20 protein-coding genes are annotated in these 16,628 nt (G+C 64.7%); 14 read left to right on the top strand and 6 right to left on the bottom strand.

Annotation, left to right across the window (positions count from 1 at the left end):
- Window positions 1-379 precede the first annotated feature (379 nt).
- From QMZ05_RS16780 to dnaQ, 4 genes are read left to right on the top strand one after another with little or no spacing between them, the layout of a single operon-like run.
- A complete protein-coding gene (locus QMZ05_RS16780) occupies window positions 380-1,216 on the top strand; it encodes a pyruvate, water dikinase regulatory protein (protein ID WP_074129995.1) in 837 nt (278 codons plus the stop codon).
- 10 nt (window positions 1,217-1,226) lie between these two features.
- Window positions 1,227-1,835: a Maf family protein gene (locus QMZ05_RS16775; protein ID WP_353701752.1), complete on the top strand. Its 609-nt coding sequence runs from the start codon at window positions 1,227-1,229 to the stop codon at window positions 1,833-1,835.
- 48 nt (window positions 1,836-1,883) lie between these two features.
- Complete coding sequence (gene coaE / locus QMZ05_RS16770) at window positions 1,884-2,483, top strand: dephospho-CoA kinase (RefSeq protein ID WP_353701751.1); 600 nt, start codon at window positions 1,884-1,886, stop codon at window positions 2,481-2,483.
- Between the two features lie 29 nt (window positions 2,484-2,512).
- Window positions 2,513-3,235: a DNA polymerase III subunit epsilon gene (gene dnaQ / locus QMZ05_RS16765; RefSeq protein WP_353701750.1), complete on the top strand. Its 723-nt coding sequence runs from the start codon at window positions 2,513-2,515 to the stop codon at window positions 3,233-3,235.
- 156 nt (window positions 3,236-3,391) lie between these two features.
- Here the strand turns inward: dnaQ and secB are convergent, their stop codons facing one another.
- Entirely contained in the window at window positions 3,392-3,880 is a 489-nt protein-coding gene (gene secB, locus QMZ05_RS16760; RefSeq protein WP_050425358.1) for a protein-export chaperone SecB, read from the bottom strand.
- A gap of 420 nt (window positions 3,881-4,300) precedes the next feature.
- Here secB and QMZ05_RS16755 point away from each other — a divergent pair, with 420 nt between their 5' ends.
- Genes QMZ05_RS16755 through QMZ05_RS16745 form a run of 3 tightly spaced genes read left to right on the top strand, consistent with a single transcriptional unit; the run spans window position 4,301 to window position 7,201 of the window.
- Complete coding sequence (locus QMZ05_RS16755) at window positions 4,301-5,005, top strand: Tim44/TimA family putative adaptor protein (RefSeq protein ID WP_146986203.1); 705 nt, start codon at window positions 4,301-4,303, stop codon at window positions 5,003-5,005.
- On the top strand, window positions 4,983-6,614 hold the full coding sequence (locus QMZ05_RS16750) for an MltA domain-containing protein (RefSeq protein WP_353701749.1): 1,632 nt from the start codon (window positions 4,983-4,985) through the stop codon (window positions 6,612-6,614). The genes QMZ05_RS16755 and QMZ05_RS16750 overlap by 23 nt, the downstream gene beginning before the upstream one ends.
- On the top strand, window positions 6,611-7,201 hold the full coding sequence (locus tag QMZ05_RS16745; protein WP_353701748.1) for a Smr/MutS family protein: 591 nt from the start codon (window positions 6,611-6,613) through the stop codon (window positions 7,199-7,201). The genes QMZ05_RS16750 and QMZ05_RS16745 overlap by 4 nt, the downstream gene beginning before the upstream one ends.
- Window positions 7,202-7,216: 15 nt before the next feature.
- Here QMZ05_RS16745 and QMZ05_RS16740 read toward each other — a convergent pair whose 3' ends face one another.
- From QMZ05_RS16740 to hslV, 5 genes are all read right to left on the bottom strand, one after another.
- A complete protein-coding gene (locus QMZ05_RS16740) occupies window positions 7,217-8,341 on the bottom strand; it encodes a hypothetical protein (RefSeq protein ID WP_353701747.1) in 1,125 nt (374 codons plus the stop codon).
- A 161-nt stretch (window positions 8,342-8,502) separates the two neighbouring features.
- Window positions 8,503-9,807 carry an ATP-dependent protease ATPase subunit HslU gene (gene hslU, locus QMZ05_RS16735; RefSeq protein ID WP_353701746.1) on the bottom strand — a complete coding sequence of 435 codons (1,305 nt, stop codon included), beginning with the start codon at window positions 9,805-9,807 and terminating at the stop codon, window positions 8,503-8,505.
- A gap of 43 nt (window positions 9,808-9,850) precedes the next feature.
- Entirely contained in the window at window positions 9,851-10,447 is a 597-nt protein-coding gene (locus QMZ05_RS16730) for a DUF2585 domain-containing protein (RefSeq protein ID WP_353701745.1), read from the bottom strand.
- On the bottom strand, window positions 10,444-10,929 hold the full coding sequence (locus QMZ05_RS16725; RefSeq protein WP_353701744.1) for a GNAT family N-acetyltransferase: 486 nt from the start codon (window positions 10,927-10,929) through the stop codon (window positions 10,444-10,446). Before QMZ05_RS16725 ends, QMZ05_RS16730 begins: the two co-directional genes overlap by 4 nt.
- 2 nt (window positions 10,930-10,931) lie before the next feature.
- Window positions 10,932-11,489: an ATP-dependent protease subunit HslV gene (hslV, locus tag QMZ05_RS16720; RefSeq protein WP_024583062.1), complete on the bottom strand. Its 558-nt coding sequence runs from the start codon at window positions 11,487-11,489 to the stop codon at window positions 10,932-10,934.
- A gap of 184 nt (window positions 11,490-11,673) precedes the next feature.
- On the opposite strand from hslV, the gene hisB reads away from it, so the two are divergent.
- From hisB to coaA, 7 genes are all read left to right on the top strand, one after another.
- On the top strand, window positions 11,674-12,267 hold the full coding sequence (hisB, locus tag QMZ05_RS16715) for an imidazoleglycerol-phosphate dehydratase HisB (RefSeq protein ID WP_021078165.1): 594 nt from the start codon (window positions 11,674-11,676) through the stop codon (window positions 12,265-12,267).
- Window positions 12,268-12,353: 86 nt separating this feature from the next.
- Window positions 12,354-12,884: a DUF2628 domain-containing protein gene (locus QMZ05_RS16710; RefSeq protein ID WP_353701743.1), complete on the top strand. Its 531-nt coding sequence runs from the start codon at window positions 12,354-12,356 to the stop codon at window positions 12,882-12,884.
- Window positions 12,881-13,531, top strand: a complete 651-nt coding sequence (gene hisH / locus QMZ05_RS16705; protein WP_353701742.1) for an imidazole glycerol phosphate synthase subunit HisH — start codon at window positions 12,881-12,883, stop codon at window positions 13,529-13,531. Before QMZ05_RS16710 ends, hisH begins: the two co-directional genes overlap by 4 nt.
- Window positions 13,528-14,259 carry a 1-(5-phosphoribosyl)-5-[(5-phosphoribosylamino)methylideneamino]imidazole-4-carboxamide isomerase gene (gene hisA / locus QMZ05_RS16700; RefSeq protein WP_353701741.1) on the top strand — a complete coding sequence of 244 codons (732 nt, stop codon included), beginning with the start codon at window positions 13,528-13,530 and terminating at the stop codon, window positions 14,257-14,259. Before hisH ends, hisA begins: the two co-directional genes overlap by 4 nt.
- An 11-nt stretch (window positions 14,260-14,270) precedes the next feature.
- Window positions 14,271-15,047, top strand: a complete 777-nt coding sequence (gene hisF / locus QMZ05_RS16695) for an imidazole glycerol phosphate synthase subunit HisF (RefSeq protein ID WP_028335794.1) — start codon at window positions 14,271-14,273, stop codon at window positions 15,045-15,047.
- Window positions 15,048-15,158: 111 nt separating this feature from the next.
- Entirely contained in the window at window positions 15,159-15,482 is a 324-nt protein-coding gene (locus QMZ05_RS16690; protein ID WP_353701740.1) for a phosphoribosyl-ATP diphosphatase, read from the top strand.
- 136 nt (window positions 15,483-15,618) lie between these two features.
- Complete coding sequence (gene coaA / locus QMZ05_RS16685) at window positions 15,619-16,575, top strand: type I pantothenate kinase (protein WP_146986584.1); 957 nt, start codon at window positions 15,619-15,621, stop codon at window positions 16,573-16,575.
- The last annotated feature ends 53 nt before the right edge of the window (window positions 16,576-16,628 follow it).

Genomic DNA, 16,628 nt, shown 5'->3' with positions numbered 1-16,628 from the left:
GGACGGATACATATCCGCACACACGGCTCTCCTAAACCTAATTAATTTTAGAATCTAAGGTTTGAGTCTTAATGGCAGTGAATTTGACTCATGCAATGCGATCCAGCCGTTCTTGCGGGCTTGTTCACATCCCTCAACATTCCGGCAGGCGGCAGCGGATATCCGGAATCCGCCGCTCCGCTCAATTGGTTGCGCGGTTCTATGGCCAGCTTATGAAGAGACAAATCCACACCGGTTCACTATCATCGCTGCCATGACGTCGACTTATCCTTTTGCGGGGTGCTGTGAAGAAAGGGATGAGATATTCACGGGCCCGGCGGCGGACCCGGATTCTCCTCCCCGACCTCCACAGGGATTCACAGGATAGACAGGGGCTCTGGTGCCGACGACTTCCAATTATTTCCACCTGCATCTGGTGTCGGACTCGACCGGCGAGACGCTGATCACCGTGGCGCGCGCGGTCGCCGCGCAATACGCCAACGTGACCGCGGTCGAGCACGTCTATCCCTTGGTGCGCAGCCAGAAACAGCTCGATCGCGTGCTCGACGAGATCGAGGAATCGCCAGGCATTGTGCTGTTCACGCTGCTGGAGAAGGATCTGGTCGGCCGGCTCGAAGCCAAGTGCAAGGAAATCAACGTTCCGAGCCTCTCGATCATCGGGCCGGTGATGCAATTGTTCGAGGCGTATCTGGGTGCCGCGACGACCGGCCGTGTCGGCGCGCAGCATGTGCTGAACGCGGAATATTTCAGCCGGATCGACGCGCTGAATTACACGATGATCCATGACGACGGTCAGCATGTCGAAGGCCTCGAGGAAGCCGACGTCGTGCTGGTCGGGGTGTCGCGCACGTCAAAGACACCGACCTCGATCTATCTCGCCAACCGCGGCATCCGCACGGCAAACGTGCCGCTGGTGCCGGGCATTCCGCTGCCGCACCAGCTCGAGACCCTGAAGAAGCCGCTGGTTGTCAGTCTGCATGCGACGCCCGAGCGCTTGATCCAGGTCCGGCAGAACCGCCTGCTCACGATGGGCGACCGCGACAACGATACCTACATCGACAAGCAGGCCGTGGCAGACGAGGTTGCCTTTGCGCGGCGGCTGAGCGCGAAGTTCAACTGGGCCTTGCTCGACGTGACGCGTCGCTCGATCGAGGAGACGGCCGCCGCGATCTTGAAGCTCTATAATGACCGCCAGCGCGCCCGGCCGTCGGAATGATTGTCTCGTCATGAGCATCTGGCGCGGCCCCCAAAAGCTGATCCTTGCGTCGCAAAGCCGTGCGCGAAGTATGTTGCTCGAAAACGCCGGTCTCGATTTCGAGGCGTTGCCGGCCGATATCGACGAACGCGCGATGCAAAAGAATTCCGGCCTTTCGGCGCCGGAAGAGATCGCATCGCTCCTGGCGCGCGAGAAGGCGCTGTTCATCTCGAGGCAAAGGCCGGGACAATATGTCGTCGGTGCCGACCAGACGCTGGCGCTGGGCGAGCAGATGTTCAGCAAGCCTGCCGGCCGTGCGCAGGCTGCCGAACAGCTCGGCCTGCTCGCCGGACAGACCCACGCGCTGTACTCGGCGGTTTCGGTCGCATGCGATGGCAAGGCCCTGTTTGACGATGTGAGCGTCGCCCGGATGACGATGCGGCGGCTCGCTGCCGGCGAGATCGAGGCCTATCTCGACCAGGCCGGGAAGGCGGTGACGACCAGCGTCGGCGCCTACCAGCTCGAAGGTCTCGGCGTGCATCTATTCGAGCGGATCGAAGGCGACCATTTCACCATTCTCGGCCTGCCGCTATTGTCGCTGCTCGCATTCCTGCGCCGCGAGAAGCTGCTCGCGGTGTGAAGGTGCCGAGGCGCGGCGACGGAGAGATGCTGAACCGATGTTGATCAAATGCTGATTCTGGGACTGACCGGCTCGATCGGGATGGGGAAATCCACCACAGCCAAACTGTTCATGGAGGCCGGCGTGCCGGTGTATGACGCCGATGCGGCCGTGCATCAGCTCTACGAAGGCGAAGCCGCGCCGGCGATCGAGGCCGCCTTTCCCGGCACCACCGTCGGCGGCAAGGTCGACCGCGCAAAACTTTCAGCACGCGTGGTGCAAGACCCGGTGGCGATCAAACAGCTCGAGCAGATCGTGCATCCGATGCTCGGCGCATCGCGCCAGAAATTCTTCGCCGACGCGGAGGCCGCCGGCGCGCCCATCGTCGTGCTCGACATACCGCTGCTGTTCGAGACCGGCGGCGAGAAGCGCGTCGATGCGGTCGTCGTCGTCACCACCTCACCGGAACTGCAGCGCGAGCGGGTGCTGGCGCGCGGCACCATGGATGCCGCCAAGCTAGACGCCATCATCGCCAAGCAGATGCCGGATGCCGAGAAGCGCAAGCGCGCCGATTTCATAGTGGATACCTCGCACGGGCTTGATCCGGTGCGGGCGCGCATTCGCGACATTCTGGCCGAGGTTGCTAAGATGCCGCAGCGGCGGGCCTGATTCGCCCGCGTTCCGGATCATCTCACGTCATGCGCGAAATCGTTCTCGATACCGAAACCACTGGCCTCGATCCGCTGCGCGGCGACCGGCTGGTCGAGATCGGCTGCGTCGAGATCTTCAACCGCATGCCGACCGGACAGACCTATCACGTCTACATCAATCCCGAACGCGACATGCCGGCGGAAGCGTTCGCGGTGCATGGCCTGTCGACCGAGTTCCTGGCTTCCAAGCCGCTGTTCACTGAAGTGGTCGAAGAGTTCCTGGCCTTCATCGGCGATACGCCGCTGGTGATCCACAACGCGTCCTTCGACATCAGCTTCATCAACGCCGAGCTCGACCGCATCAAGCGGAAGGCGATCCCCAAGGATCGCCTGGTCGATACGCTGCTGCTGGCGCGGCGCAAGCATCCCGGCGTGTCGAACCGGCTCGACGACCTCTGCTCGCGCTATCAGATCGACAATTCCCGCCGCACCAAGCACGGCGCCTTGCTCGACGCCGAGCTGCTGGCCGAGGTCTATATCGACCTGATCGGGGCACGGCAGTCGCAGCTCATCCTGGCGTCGGAAACATCGGATGCGCGGGCGGGCGGCTATGGCGATTCGCCGCGGCGGCAGCGCGAGACCCCGCTTGTGGCGCGGGTCAGCGAGGAGGACCGGGAAGCCCACCGGGCGTTCGTTGCCACGCTCGGCGACAAGCCGATCTGGAACGATTATTTGCCGCCGCCAGCGCCTGCCGCAGCCCCGGCGGCCTGAGCCCTCCATAACCGTCATCCTGAGGCGCGAGCGGAGCGAGCCTCGAAGGATGCACGGCCACCGGCGGGGCAGTCGATCCTTCGAGACGCCCGCAAGCGCGGGCTCCTCAGGATGACGGATTGCACTTCCCCGAGTGTTATTTCTCGATCCTAGGGATCAGCTCGGCTTGGCGCCGGATGCGGCCTGGGCGGCGGCCTGGCGTTCCATGTTCTGACGGTAGAGACCGACGAAGTCGACGGGGTCGAGCAGCAAGGGCGGGAAGCCGCCGTCGCGCACCGAGGTCGCGACGATCTCGCGGGCGAACGGGAACAGCAGGCGCGGGCATTCGATCATGACCAGCGGGTGCAGGTTCTCCTTCGGCACGTTCACGATCCGGAAGACGCCGGCATAAGCGAGATCGAAGCTGAACATCACCTTGCCGCCGGTCTCGGCCTTGCCCTCGATCGAGAGGACCACCTCGTACTCGTTCTCGGACAAGTTGTTGGCGCCGACATTGATCTGGATGTTGATCGCCGGCTGCTGTTGCTGCTGGCCGAGCGAGGCCGGCGCGTTCGGGTTCTCGAACGACAGGTCCTTGGTGTACTGCGCCAGCACGTTGAGCTGGGGAGCGGGCTGTTCGACGGGGGCGCCGTTGCCATTGGTCATGAAATGTCTCCTGGAGCAGCGCTCGATGGACAGGATGTCCGACGGCACGCGTTAAGGTTTGGAAATGCCGATGCCGGGCGAGTGGCTATCATAGGCCCGGCTCGGTCCACAAGGACGACGAGCGCGCGCGCCGCCTCGCCTTGCTGCCAAATCTGCGGCGAAAGGCGCGCGAGCGCAACTCCGCCCAATCTCTTAACGGCTTCCTAAATTATTGAAGATGCGCGATTTCCTGAAAGGAACGGGTTTCCCCCCGGGGTTAAAACGCGCTACACTTGCCCGTGCCAAAAAGCGCCATTGGCCGGGCATAGTTTCGTGCCTACATGCTGCGGACTAAATCGGTGATGTAATCTCTGCCGTTCCCGACCGGGAACGCTTTGATGGCCGGCCCGTTGCCGGCAGAGACCAGAAAGCGAACCCGACGTGGATATCTACACCATCATCTTCCTGGCGCTGGCTGTGTTTATCTTCCTGCGCCTGCGCAGCGTTCTCGGACAGCGCACGGGAAGCGAGCGGCCGCCGTATGATCGTGCAGCACCCAACGTCCTGCAGCGCGGCCAGGATAACAACGTCGTGCCGATCCCGGGATCGGTGATTGATCAGCCGGCTCCGGCCGCGCCTGCCGAGCCGGTCGAGCCGACCGAACGCTGGAAGGGTATCGCCGAGCCCGGCACGCCGCTGGCGCAGGGTCTCGATGCGGTCGCCGCCCAGGATTCCTCGTTCGATCCGCGGCATTTCCTGTCGGGCGCCCGCTCCGCCTATGAAATGATCGTGCTGGCCTTCGCCAATGGCGATCGCCGCGCGCTGCGCGACCTGCTGTCCACTGAGGTCTATGAGAGCTTCGAGGCCGCGATCAAGGATCGCGAGAAGCACGAGCAGAAGACCGAGACGCGGTTCGTCTCGATCGACAAGGCCGAGATCGTCAGCGCGGAGACGCGCGATCGCTCGACCCAGCTGACCGTCCGTTTCGTGTCGCAGATGATCTCGGTCACCCGCGACAAGGCGGGGACCATCGTCGACGGCAGCCCGGACAAGGTCGCCGACATCACCGACATCTGGACATTCGCCCGCGACTCGACTTCCCGCGATCCGAATTGGAAGCTGGTTGGCACTGGAAGCGCTCACTAGACATCTCAGCTACGGGCGCCTCGCGATCGCGTGCTGCGCGCTCGCGGTTGTGTGCTCCACCGCGGCGATCGCCGCGCGCTACAGGTCGAGCCGGCACCCGCCGCCTCGGCACGAGCATACCCACCCAATCCCTTATCCCAATCTGGAATTGCCGCTGCAGGTCAGCGGCAGCCAGTATGAGCCGCTCGCCTGGGCCAATGTCGCCGGCTGGGGCGACGACGATCATCTCGCCGCCTACAGGGCTTTTCGCACCAGCTGCAAGCCGATCGCCGCCCAGCAGGGTGCGCCCGCGGAGTCGAAAGCGCTCGGCAGTTCGCTGCGCGATCCCTGCCGGATCGCCAAGGGGCTCGATCCCGGCGACGGCGCCAAGGGCAATGACAGGGCGAAGGAATTCTTCGAGCAGAATTTCGTGCCGCTGCGCATCTCGCGGCTCGGCGAGGATGCCGGCTTCGTCACCGGCTATTACGAACCGGTGCTCGACGGCTCGAAGACGCAGACCGACGTCTACAATGTTCCGGTCTACCGCCGGCCGTCCAACCTGTTCGTGCGCGGCAAGACGCAGGCGTCGGTCGGCCTGCCCAACAGCGGCCCGGTGTATCGCAAGATCGGCCGGCGCAAGCTCGTGCCCTATTACGACCGCGCCCAGATCGAGGACGGCGCGATCGCCGGCCGCGGCCTCGAGATCTGCTGGCTGAAGAGCCAGACCGATCTCTTGTTCGCGCAGATCCAGGGTTCGGCGCGGATCAAGCTCGACGACGGCACCACGCTGCGCATCAATTACGATGCGCATAATGGCTATCCGTATACGGCGGTCGGGCGCGTCCTGATCGACCGCGGCATCATCCCGAGGGATCAGATGTCGATGCAGAAGATCAGGGAATGGATGGAGCAGAACCCTGAGGGCGCCAACGAGGTGCGGCGGCAGAACCGCGCCTACGTGTTCTTCCGCGAGGTGCCGCTGTCGGACAAGGACGAAGCGGTCGGCGCGCAGGGCGTGCCGCTGACGCCGGGCCGCTCGATCGCGGTCGACAAGGCGCTGCATGTTTACGGCACGCCGTTCTTCATCGCCGGCCAGTTGCCGATCGAATCCGAGCAGTCGAAAACGCCGTTCCACCGGCTGATGATCGCGCAGGACACGGGATCGGCGATCGTCGGCCCGGCACGCGCCGATCTCTATTTCGGCGCCGGCGCCGACGCCGGAAAGGTCTCGGGCCGGCTGCGGCACAATATGCAGTTCGTGATGCTGGTCCCGAAGGGTCTCGATCCGGTGGCACGCGGCCACAAGCTGCCGATCCCTGACGAGCGGCCGTCCGCCAAGATCGCAAAGCTGTTTCCGCAGACCGATCCGGCAAAGGACAAGCCGGCGGCGAAGCCCGCTGATGTGCCGACGGCGACGGTCGCCAAGGCTGGCAGCAAGGACGTGGCCAAGAGCGCTACCAAGAGCGCGGCCGCGAAGGATGCGGCGCCCGCCGCTTCTCCGGCGACAACCCCTGTCGCGCAGGCCGCACCTGTGGCAGAACCGGTGCCGTTGCCGGTCGCCCGGCCCGACATTCCGCAGCAACCGGAGAAGCGGCGCTACAGGCGCTATCGCCATCACCGCGAGCAATGAAACGACCCGCGCCGATCCCTGATCTATCCGCTCCGTCGCGGCGCAAGCGCGCGCTGAGCGAAGAAGAGCGTGCGCTGTGGGAGAGCGTGGCGAAACAGGTCAAGCCGCTGCGCAAGAAACCGGCCGCTGCGAAAGCCCACGCCGTCGCGGCTGATCCGGCCACCCATCACGCCGCAGCCAAACCGATCCCGGTCAAGCCGGCGACATCGGTCAAGGCCGCGCCGGCTCCGCGTCCGCAGGTGCCGCCGCTGGCGCCGATCGGCCGCCGCGACCGTGCAAAGCTGTCGCGCGGCCGGCAGCAGATCGATGCGCGGCTCGATCTGCACGGCATGACCCAGATGCGCGCGCATCGCATGCTGTTCGCCTTCCTGCAGCGCGCGCATTCTGACGGGCTCACCTTCGTGCTCGTCATCACCGGCAAGGGCAAAGTCGGGGGCCTCGAGTCCGAACGCGGCGTGTTGCGCCGCCAGGTGCCGGAATGGCTCAGCCTGCCGGAATTCCGCTCGCTGGTGGTGGGCTTCGAGGAGGCGCATATCGGCCATGGCGGCGAGGGCGCGCTCTATGTGCGCGTCCGGCGCGCGCGCTGAGCATGATCTGGAAGATCAGAATGGACGCACGATCCCGACGCGCGGGATCAGTGTGACGATCCAGCCGAGAACCGTCGTCTTGCGGTCGTCCGCGGGGATCACAGGCACGTCCTTCGACGCCGGCAGCGTCTTCACTGCATGCAGCATCAGGAACATGCAGACCGCCCAGTTCGAGATCCAGCGCGAATAATCGAACACGGTGACGAACATCACGACATAGCCGGCGCTGATCATGACGAGCGCGGCTAGCACGATCCGTCGATGCAGCTCGTTCGCCAGCGCGCCGATCAGCCGCGCGAAATAGCGCCACAGCGGCGTATGCAGCCAGATCAGCAGCGCGAACACCGGGACGCCGAGGATGTTCGAAGGCATCCGCGCCCAGGTGTCGGCGAACTCTTTCGACAGCGGCTGGTACCAGATGTAGCCGAACTGAAGCAGGTCGGTGCGGGACGGATCGGCCATCCGGCTTTGCAGGTGACGGATGAATTCGTCATAGGGCACGTCGACCGTGCCTTCGAACTGCGCGACCAGGAACAGGATGCCGACTGCGGCGAGCGCCGCAAGTCCCACCGCGATGTTTCGCGGCGTCGCGCTCTGCATCAGATAGAAGCGCTGCACGACGATTGCCGCGATGGTCGGCACATACATCAGGACGAAGATGTGGTGGACCAGGATCAGCGCGATCGAGAACGTTGCTGCAATCAGAACGTACAAGACCGAGCGCGCCGGGATCAGCAGCAGAAGGAGTGCCAGCGCACAGCCATAGATGTCGAAATGGCCGAGCGTGTGCATGAAGTTCTTCAGGAAGAACGGCGATCCCGCGATGAAGACGAACAGCGGCCAATGCGCATCGTCGAAGCCGAATGTGCGGCGGAACAGTTTGACGAACAGCCCGAGCGTCAGCAGCCAGATCGCGCCGGCCAGCGCGAACACCAGCCAGACCGGCACCCTGTCGGTGAACAGCGACACGATCGCGCCGACCAGCGCGCGCTTGGTGAAGCCGTAGTGATAGTCGACCAGCAAATGGATGTAGGGGACGAACGGCGGCAGCGCGATCTTGTGCAGGAACACCCCGACCAGCACGGCCGCGTTGACGGCCAGCATCAAGCGCCAGGGGTTTTGCCACATTCGCAGATTCATCGATCGCCCACTCTCGTCGTCCCGGGCAAGCGAAGCGCGACCCGGGACCCATAACCACCGAACGCAGTTCTAGAGGGAATGTCGGCCCGAGTCTTGTCACTGCAGGCAGCGGTGGTTATGGGTCCCGGCCTTCGCCGGGACGACGGCGGAGAGCGACGCGGTTACAAAATAAACCGGCTGAGATCGGCGTTCTTGGCGAGGTCGCCGACATGCCTGGTCACGTAGTCGGCGTCGACCTGGATGGTTTCGCCGTGGCGATCCGGCGCGGTGAAGGAGATTTCGTCCAGCACCCGCTCCATCACGGTCTGCAGCCGCCGCGCGCCGATATTCTCGACCGTGGAGTTCACGGCGACCGCGACGTCAGCCAGCGCGTCGATCGCGCCGTCGGTGATGTCGAGCGTGACGCCCTCGGTCTTCAGCAGCGCGACATATTGCTTGATCAGCGACGCCTCCGGCTCGGTCAGGATCCGGCGCATGTCGTCGCGGGTCAGTGCCTGCAACTCGACGCGGATCGGCAGGCGGCCCTGCAACTCCGGCAGCAGGTCCGATGGCTTGGCGATGTGGAAGGCGCCCGAAGCGATGAACAGGATGTGGTCGGTTTTGACCGCGCCGTGCTTGGTCGAGACCGTGGTGCCCTCGATCAGCGGCAGCAGATCGCGCTGCACGCCCTCGCGGGAGACGTCGCCGCCGGCGCGGTTCTCGCGCACACAGATCTTGTCGATCTCGTCGAGGAACACGATGCCGTTGTTCTCGACCGCGTTGATCGCCTCCTGTACCAGCTGGTCGGTGTCGAGCAGCTTGTCGGATTCCTCGTTGACGAGGATTTCGTGCGAGCCTTCCACGGTCAGGCGGCGGGTCTTGCTGCGTCCGCCCATCTTGCCGAAGATATCGCCGAGCGAGATCGCGCCCATCTGGGCGCCGGGCATGCCGGGGATTTCGAACATCGGCATGCCGCTGCCGGACGACTGCGTCTCGATCTCGATTTCCTTGTCGTTGAGCTCGCCGGCGCGCAGCTTCTTGCGGAACGATTCGCGCGTCGCCGGGCTCGATCCCGGGCCGACCAGCGCATCCAGCACGCGCTCTTCGGCGGCAAGCTGGGCGCGGGCCTGGACGTCCTTGCGCTTGCGCTCGCGGGTCTGCGCGATCGCGACTTCGACGAGGTCGCGGACAATCTGCTCGACGTCGCGGCCGACATAGCCGACCTCGGTGAACTTGGTGGCTTCGACCTTGAGGAACGGGGCGCCCGCGAGCTTGGCCAGCCGCCGCGCGATCTCGGTCTTGCCGACGCCGGTCGGCCCGATCATCAGGATGTTCTTGGGCAGAACCTCCTCGCGCAGGGAACCGGCCAGCTGCAGCCGCCGCCAGCGGTTGCGCAAGGCGATCGACACGGCGCGCTTGGCGTCGGTCTGGCCGACGATGAAGCGATCAAGTTCAGAAACGATTTCGCGGGGGGAGAAGTGAGTCATTGGCTTTAGCTAGGTTGAAATGGCGGTCTCGGCAAGCGGCAGTCTATAGAAGGGGCGGCCCGGCCTGCCACTGCCTGATCGCCTCGAACGGGTGGATCAGCATGATGATGTTCAGTGTCAGATTGTCGCGAATGTGGAGCAGCATTACGATTTCGAACACAACGCCGAGCGCAACCGTCGCGGCGATCGGCAGTTTGCGTGCCAGCAGGAAGCCGAACACCATCGCGAGCGTGTCCGACACCGAGTTGACGATGGTGTCGCCGTAATAGTCGAGCGAGATCGTGCCGGCGCGGTAGCGCTCGATGATCCAGTTGGAGTTTTCGACGAGCTCCCAGCTGCCCTCGATCAGCATCGCGACAATCAGCCGCCCCGGCCAGGTGAGCCGCGGCAGCACGAGGAACGTCAGGCCGTAGAACAGCAGGCCATGCACCACATGCGACAGCGTGTACCAGTCGGCGATGTGCTGCGAGTTCTCCGAGCTCTGCACCGTGCCGTGCCAGAGCTTGACATAGCCGCAGGCGCAGATCGGCAAACGGCCCATCGCATAGAGCAGTGCCGCCTGCAGTGCGAGCAGCGCGGCGGCGATCGCAAGCCATTGCCACGCTGAAACGCCGGCGTCGGGTTTTGGCGTGACCGTCATGCGTCGCGGACCATCAGCAGCGCCGGCCCGTCGGGCGTATCGACCATGCCGATCTTTTGAAAACCGGCCTTCTCGTAGGCGCGCACCGCCCGCGCATTGGCCGGATCGGGATCGGTGACGATGCGTGGCGCGCCTTGCGCCAGCCGTTCCTCGGCAAAGGCGCGGATCAGCGCCGAGCCGTGTCCACAGGCCACCATGTCCGGTTCGCCGATGAAGAGATCGATGCCGCGGGCGCCCACAGGCTGGGCGCCGAAGCCGGAATTCCATGCCGTCAGGTCGTAGCACTGGAGGTAGCCGAAATCGCCGCCATCGGCGGCGACGATGAACTGGTCCATGGCCGGCTCGTCGAGGTCGCCGCTGACCAGCGCATATTGCTCGGCCGGATCGCCCCACCACTCCCGGACATGCGCCGATGCCAGCCACTGCTTGATCAGCGGCAGGTCGGCTGTCGTCATCGGGCGGAAATGGTAGCGGCCGGCCATGCTCAGCCGCCGATCGTCTCGATCGTCACGTTCCGGTTGGTGTAGACGCAGATATCGGCGGCGATATCCAGGGCGCGACGGACGATGGTCTCGGCGTCCTTGTCGGTGTCGACCAGCGCGCGGGCCGCGGCGAGGGCGTAATTGCCGCCGGAACCGATCGCCATGACCCCGGATTCGGGCTCCAGCACGTCGCCGGTGCCGGTCAGAACCAGGGACACGTCCTTGTCGGCCACGATCATCATGGCCTCGAGCCGGCGCAGATAGCGGTCGGTGCGCCAGTCCTTGGCGAGCTCGACGGCCGCCCGGGTCAGCTGCCCCGGATATTGCTCCAGCTTGCTTTCGAGCCGCTCGAACAGGGTGAAGGCGTCGGCGGTGGCGCCGGCAAAGCCGCCGATGACGTCGCCCTTGCCGATCCGGCGAACCTTCTTGGCGTTGGCCTTGATCACGGTCTGGCCGATCGAGACCTGCCCGTCGCCGCCGATCACCACCTTGCCGCCCTTGCGGACGGTGCAGATCGTGGTGCCATGCCAGACCGGCAGCTCATTTTGGGATGCTTGCATAGGTTACCTCTCCTCCGGGCAGATTTAGGCGGTCGGGCAGGGGGTTACAATCGGGGCCGATTTGGCAAGGAATTTAGGTCACCATGGCCCGAAGTTGGGGCGTTTCGGGGTCATCCCGCAGTAGCGAAGGTGACATCAGCCTGTTAAAAGACCGGCGTTTTCGGCACGGGAAAGCTTAATTTTCATGCGCACGGCAACCATCAAGCGCAAGACCAAGGAGACCGACATCGAGGTGACGGTCAACCTCGACGGAGCAGGCGTATCCACGGTTTCGACCGGGATCGGCTTCTTCGACCATATGCTCGACCTCCTGGCCCGGCATTCGCGCATCGACATCACGGTGAAGGCGGATGGCGATCTCCATGTCGACTACCACCACACCACCGAAGACGTCGGGATCGCGCTCGGCCAGGCCGTCAAGCAGGCGCTCGGCAACATGGCCGGCATCACCCGCTATGCCTCGATCCACATGCCGATGGACGAGACGCTGTCGCGCGTCGTGATCGACATTTCCGGCCGCCCGGTGCTGGTGTTCAAGGTCGAGTTCCCGCGCGACAAGATCGGCGAGTTCGACACCGAGCTGGTGCGCGAATGGTTCAACGCCTTCGCGATGAACGCCGGCGTGACTCTCCACGTCGAGACCCTATATGGCGAGAACAGCCATCATATCTCCGAATCCTGTTTCAAGGGTTTGGCGAGGGCGCTCCGGACGGCGGTTGCGATCGATCCGCGTGCCCAGGGCGAAGTGCCCTCGACAAAGGGTCAGCTCGGCGGCTGATCCCGGGAGCTTGATCCGGAAAACGGTGGCACCGGCTTTCCGGAGATCATCCTCCAAATTGAAGTCCATCCTCGGCGGAGCGTTCGATGCCGGTCTATACAGTGCATGCCCCCGTGGCCAACGGCGCCGATCTCGCGGCGACCGACAAGTTCGTCTTCGTGCGCGACGGCTTCCATTTCTGGGCCGCGGTCGCGGGCGTGATCTGGCTGGCCTGGAACAGGCTCTGGCTGGCGCTGATCGGCTGGCTCGTCCTCACCTTCGCGATTGATTATGCGCTCACCAAGCTCGGGATCGGCCGCGGCGCGGTCCTCCTCGTCGACCTGGTGCTGATGGTGCTGATCGGGCTGGAGGCCGCAACCCTGCAGCGCTGGACGCTGTCGCGGCGCAAATGGCGCCAGCTCGACATCGTCGTGGCCGACGACGTGGAAGCCGCCGAGCGCCGCTTCTTCGAGCGCTGGACCGCGCGGTATCGCGGCGGCTTCAACGACCAGCGGTCGGTCGATCGCGGCGGACCGCCCCCGACCCGGGACGTTCCCGGTCAATCATTCTCAAAACCCCCGCCGATGCCGCAGGGCGGCATCATCGGATTGTTTCCAGAGCCAGGAGGATCGCGATGACCGTTGCAATCATCGATTACGGCTCCGGCAATCTGCATTCGGCGGCAAAGGCCTTTGAGCGCGCCGCGCGCAGCATGGAGGATCCGCAAGCCATCAAGGTGACGCGCGATCCCGACACGGTGTATCGCGCCGATCGGATCGTGCTGCCGGGTGTCGGCGCGTTCGCCGATTGCCGCCGCGGCGTCGATGCGGTCGACGGCATGCTGGAGGCGCTCACCGAGGCGGTGCGGGTCAAGGCGCGGCCGTTTTTCGGCATCTGCGTCGGCATGCAGCTGATGGCGACGCGCGGCAAGGAGCACGTGATCACCGAGGGCTTCAACTGGATCGGCGGCGACGTCGTGAAGATCGAGCCGCGCGACGAGAGCCTGAAGGTCCCGCACATGGGCTGGAATACGCTCGACATGGTGCGCGAGCACCCGGTGCTGGAGCGGCTGCCGCTCGGGCCGAAGGGGCGCCACGCCTACTTCGTGCACTCCTATCACCTCAACGCCGCCAACGAGGCGGACGTGCTGGCGCGCGCCGACTATGGCGGACCGGTGACCGCGATCGTCGGCAAGGACACCGCGATCGGCACTCAGTTTCACCCCGAGAAGAGCCAGCGCTTCGGCCTCGCTTTGATCTCCAATTTCTTGAAGTGGAAGCCGTGATTCTCTTTCCAGCGGTTGATCTGAAGAACGGCCAGTGCGTGCGCCTGGAGCAGGGCGACATGGCGCGCGCCACCGTGTTCAATCTCGATCCGGCGGCGCAGGCGAGGAGCTTCGCCGCGCAGGGCTTCGAATATCTTCATGTCGTCGATCTCGACGGCGCCTTCGCCGGCAAGCCGATGAATGCGCATGCGGTGGAGGCGATGCTGAAGGCCGTCACCATGCCGGTACAACTCGGCGGCGGCATCCGCGACCTCAAGACCATCGAGGCCTGGCTCGACAAGGGCATCACGCGCGTCATCATCGGCACCGCCGCGGTGCGCGATCCCGAGCTCGTGAAGGGCGCGGCGAAGCAATTCCCCGGCCGGGTGGCGGTGGGCCTCGATGCGCGCGACGGCAACGTCGCGGTCGAGGGCTGGGCCGAGACCTCGCATGTGACCGCGCTCGAGATCGCGCAGCGATTCGAGGATGCCGGGGTCGCCGCGATCATCTTCACCGACATCGCCCGCGACGGCCTGCTCAAGGGCCTCAACCTCGATGCGACCATTGCGCTGGCCGACCGCATCTCGATCCCGGTGATCGCCTCCGGCGGCTTTGCCTCGATCGACGACGTCAAGGCGCTGCTCGAGCCGCGCGCCAAGAAGCTCGCCGGCGCGATCGTCGGCCGTGCGCTTTATGACGGCCGGCTCGATCCCGCCGCCGCGCTCAAGCTGATCCGCAGCGCAGCTTAGGAGGCAGAGACATGTTCAAGGTTCGCGTGATCCCCTGCCTCGACGTCAAGGACGGGCGCGTGGTCAAGGGCGTCAACTTCGTCGATCTGCGCGACGCCGGCGATCCGGTCGAGGCCGCGATCGCCTATGACGCCGCCGGCGCCGACGAGCTCACCTTCCTCGACATCACCGCCACCCATGAAAACCGCGGCATCATGCTGGACGTGGTGCGGCGGACGGCGGAGGCCTGCTTTATGCCGTTGACCGTGGGCGGCGGCGTCCGCACCGTCGACGACATCAAGACCCTGCTGCGGTCCGGGGCCGACAAGGTCTCGATCAATTCGGCGGCGGTCAGCCGGCGCGAGTTCGTCAAGGAAGCCGCCGAGAAGTACGGCGAGCAATGCATCGTGGTCGCGATCGATGCCAAGCGGGTCAAGCGGGCCGGCGGCTCGGACCGCTGGGAGATCTTCACCCATGGTGGGCGGAATGCCACCGGGATCGACGCCATCGAATATGCCCAGGAGGTCGTCGCGCTCGGCGCCGGCGAGATCCTGCTGACCTCGATGGACCGGGACGGCACACGGCAGGGCTTTGACCTGCCGCTGACCCGGGCGATCGCGGACAGTGTCCCCGTACCGGTCATCGCGTCCGGCGGCGTCGGCAATCTCGATCATTTGGTCGATGGCGTCCGCGAGGGTCATGCCACCGGCGTGCTGGCCGCGTCGATCTTCCACTTCGGGGAATTCACCATCCGCCAGGCCAAGGATCACATGGTGCGCGCCGGCCTGCCGATGCGGCTCGATCCGTAACCTTGATCCCTTGCCTTAGCGCGTGATCTGGGACTCCTTGTCACAAAAATGCTAAGTCCCCACGTAGGGATGGCACCTTGCGGTGCCGGTGCGCATGCTTGAGTTGAGTTGATGTCGCGTTTCACGGTCCACGATTTGGCCGCCACCATCGACGCCCGCGCTGCTTCGGGCGGCGAGGCGTCCTACACCCGCAAGCTGCTCGACAAGGGCGCGGAGCACTGCGCCAAGAAATTGGGCGAGGAGGCGGTCGAGACCGTGATCGCCGCAGTCGAGAATGACCGCGATCATCTCATCGCGGAAAGTGCCGATCTGGTGTTTCACCTGCTGGTTCTGCTGAAATCACGCGGCGTGAAGCTGGAGGATGTCGAGGCCGCGCTGGAGAAGCGTACCTCGATGTCGGGACTGGAAGAGAAGGCGTCGCGCAAGCGCGAATAGAGCATGATCCGGAAAAGTGTGAAGCGGTTTTCCGAAGAGATCATGCTCAAACAGGGAGGCAAAGCGCGATGACGATTCAATTCAATCGCATTGCGCTTTGGCGCAAATGATCGAGCGCATTGAGAGGGGCGGCCTCATGGACATCCGGGCACCAGACCAGCAGTACAACCCCTACCGCGTCTTCACGCGCCAGCAATGGTCGCATCTGCGCGACGATACGCCGATGACGCTCGAGCCCGGCGAGTTCGACCGCCTGCGCTCGATGCACGATCGCCTCGACTTGCAGGAGGTCGAGGACATCTACCTGCCGCTGTCGCGGCTGCTCTCGATCTATGTCGACGCGACCCAGCGGCTGTATTATTCGCAGCGCCAGTTCCTCGCGATCCGCGATCGCAAGATGCCCTACATCGTCGGCGTCGCGGGCTCGGTCGCGGTCGGCAAGTCGACTACGGCTCGCGTGCTGCAGGCGCTCTTGGCGCGCTGGTCGCCGCGGCCGAAGGTCGACCTGATCACGACCGACGGTTTCCTGTTTCCCAATGCCGTGCTCGAGCGGCAGGGCATCATGCAGAAGAAGGGCTTTCCGGAGAGCTACGACCTGCCGACGCTGCTGTCGTTCCTCAGCGACATCAAGGCGGGACGGCGCCGGGTGCGCGCGCCGGTCTATTCGCATCTGACCTACGACATCGTGCCGAACAAATGGGTCGAGATCGACCAGCCGGACATCCTGATCGTCGAGGGCGTCAACGTGCTGCAGACCGGGCGGCTGCCGCGTGACGGCAAGGCGGTGCCGTTCGTTTCCGACTTCTTCGATTTCTCGGTCTATATCGACGCCGACGAAGCCGTGCTGCGGGAGTGGTACATCAAGCGCTTCCTGGCGCTGCGCGACACCGCGTTCACCGATCCAAGGTCCTACTTCCACCGCTACGCGCTGCTGTCGGACGAGGAAGCCACCGCAACCGCGATCGCGATCTGGGAACGCACCAACCTCGCCAATCTCGAGGACAACATCCTGCCGACCCGCCCGCGCGCGACGCTGATCCTGAAGAAGGGCGCCGATCATGTGGTGCAGTCGGTCGCGTTGCGGCGGCTGTAATTCTTAGCCACTCAAGCTTGCCACATCACTGCTGTCGTCCCCGCGAAAGCGGG

This window comes from Bradyrhizobium sp. INPA03-11B (assembly GCF_040446015.1).
Classification (GTDB): Bacteria; Pseudomonadota; Alphaproteobacteria; order Rhizobiales; family Xanthobacteraceae; genus Bradyrhizobium; species Bradyrhizobium macuxiense_A.
The sequence above is the reverse complement of the archived record's forward strand: the minus strand, read 5'-3'. Positions and strand labels throughout refer to the sequence as shown.

Excerpts from the sequence above, each read along its gene's own strand:
- QMZ05_RS16745 (WP_353701748.1), top strand. The coding sequence starts at position 6,611 with ATGAAACGACCCGCGCCGATCCCTGATCTATCCGCTCCGTCGCGGCGC.
- secB (WP_050425358.1), bottom strand. The coding sequence starts at position 3,880 with ATGACCAATGGCAACGGCGCCCCCGTCGAACAGCCCGCTCCCCAGCTC.
- QMZ05_RS16690 (WP_353701740.1), top strand. The coding sequence starts at position 15,159 with ATGTCGCGTTTCACGGTCCACGATTTGGCCGCCACCATCGACGCCCGC.
- QMZ05_RS16740 (WP_353701747.1), bottom strand. The coding sequence starts at position 8,341 with ATGAATCTGCGAATGTGGCAAAACCCCTGGCGCTTGATGCTGGCCGTC.
- coaA (WP_146986584.1), top strand. The coding sequence starts at position 15,619 with ATGGACATCCGGGCACCAGACCAGCAGTACAACCCCTACCGCGTCTTC.
- hslU (WP_353701746.1), bottom strand. The coding sequence starts at position 9,807 with ATGACTCACTTCTCCCCCCGCGAAATCGTTTCTGAACTTGATCGCTTC.
- hisB (WP_021078165.1), top strand. The coding sequence starts at position 11,674 with ATGCGCACGGCAACCATCAAGCGCAAGACCAAGGAGACCGACATCGAG.
- hisF (WP_028335794.1), top strand. The coding sequence starts at position 14,271 with ATGTTCAAGGTTCGCGTGATCCCCTGCCTCGACGTCAAGGACGGGCGC.
- coaE (WP_353701751.1), top strand. The coding sequence starts at position 1,884 with ATGCTGATTCTGGGACTGACCGGCTCGATCGGGATGGGGAAATCCACC.
- hslV (WP_024583062.1), bottom strand. The coding sequence starts at position 11,489 with ATGCAAGCATCCCAAAATGAGCTGCCGGTCTGGCATGGCACCACGATC.
- QMZ05_RS16775 (WP_353701752.1), top strand. The coding sequence starts at position 1,227 with ATGAGCATCTGGCGCGGCCCCCAAAAGCTGATCCTTGCGTCGCAAAGC.
- QMZ05_RS16730 (WP_353701745.1), bottom strand. The coding sequence starts at position 10,447 with ATGACGGTCACGCCAAAACCCGACGCCGGCGTTTCAGCGTGGCAATGG.
- QMZ05_RS16710 (WP_353701743.1), top strand. The coding sequence starts at position 12,354 with ATGCCGGTCTATACAGTGCATGCCCCCGTGGCCAACGGCGCCGATCTC.
- dnaQ (WP_353701750.1), top strand. The coding sequence starts at position 2,513 with ATGCGCGAAATCGTTCTCGATACCGAAACCACTGGCCTCGATCCGCTG.
- hisH (WP_353701742.1), top strand. The coding sequence starts at position 12,881 with ATGACCGTTGCAATCATCGATTACGGCTCCGGCAATCTGCATTCGGCG.
- QMZ05_RS16725 (WP_353701744.1), bottom strand. The coding sequence starts at position 10,929 with ATGGCCGGCCGCTACCATTTCCGCCCGATGACGACAGCCGACCTGCCG.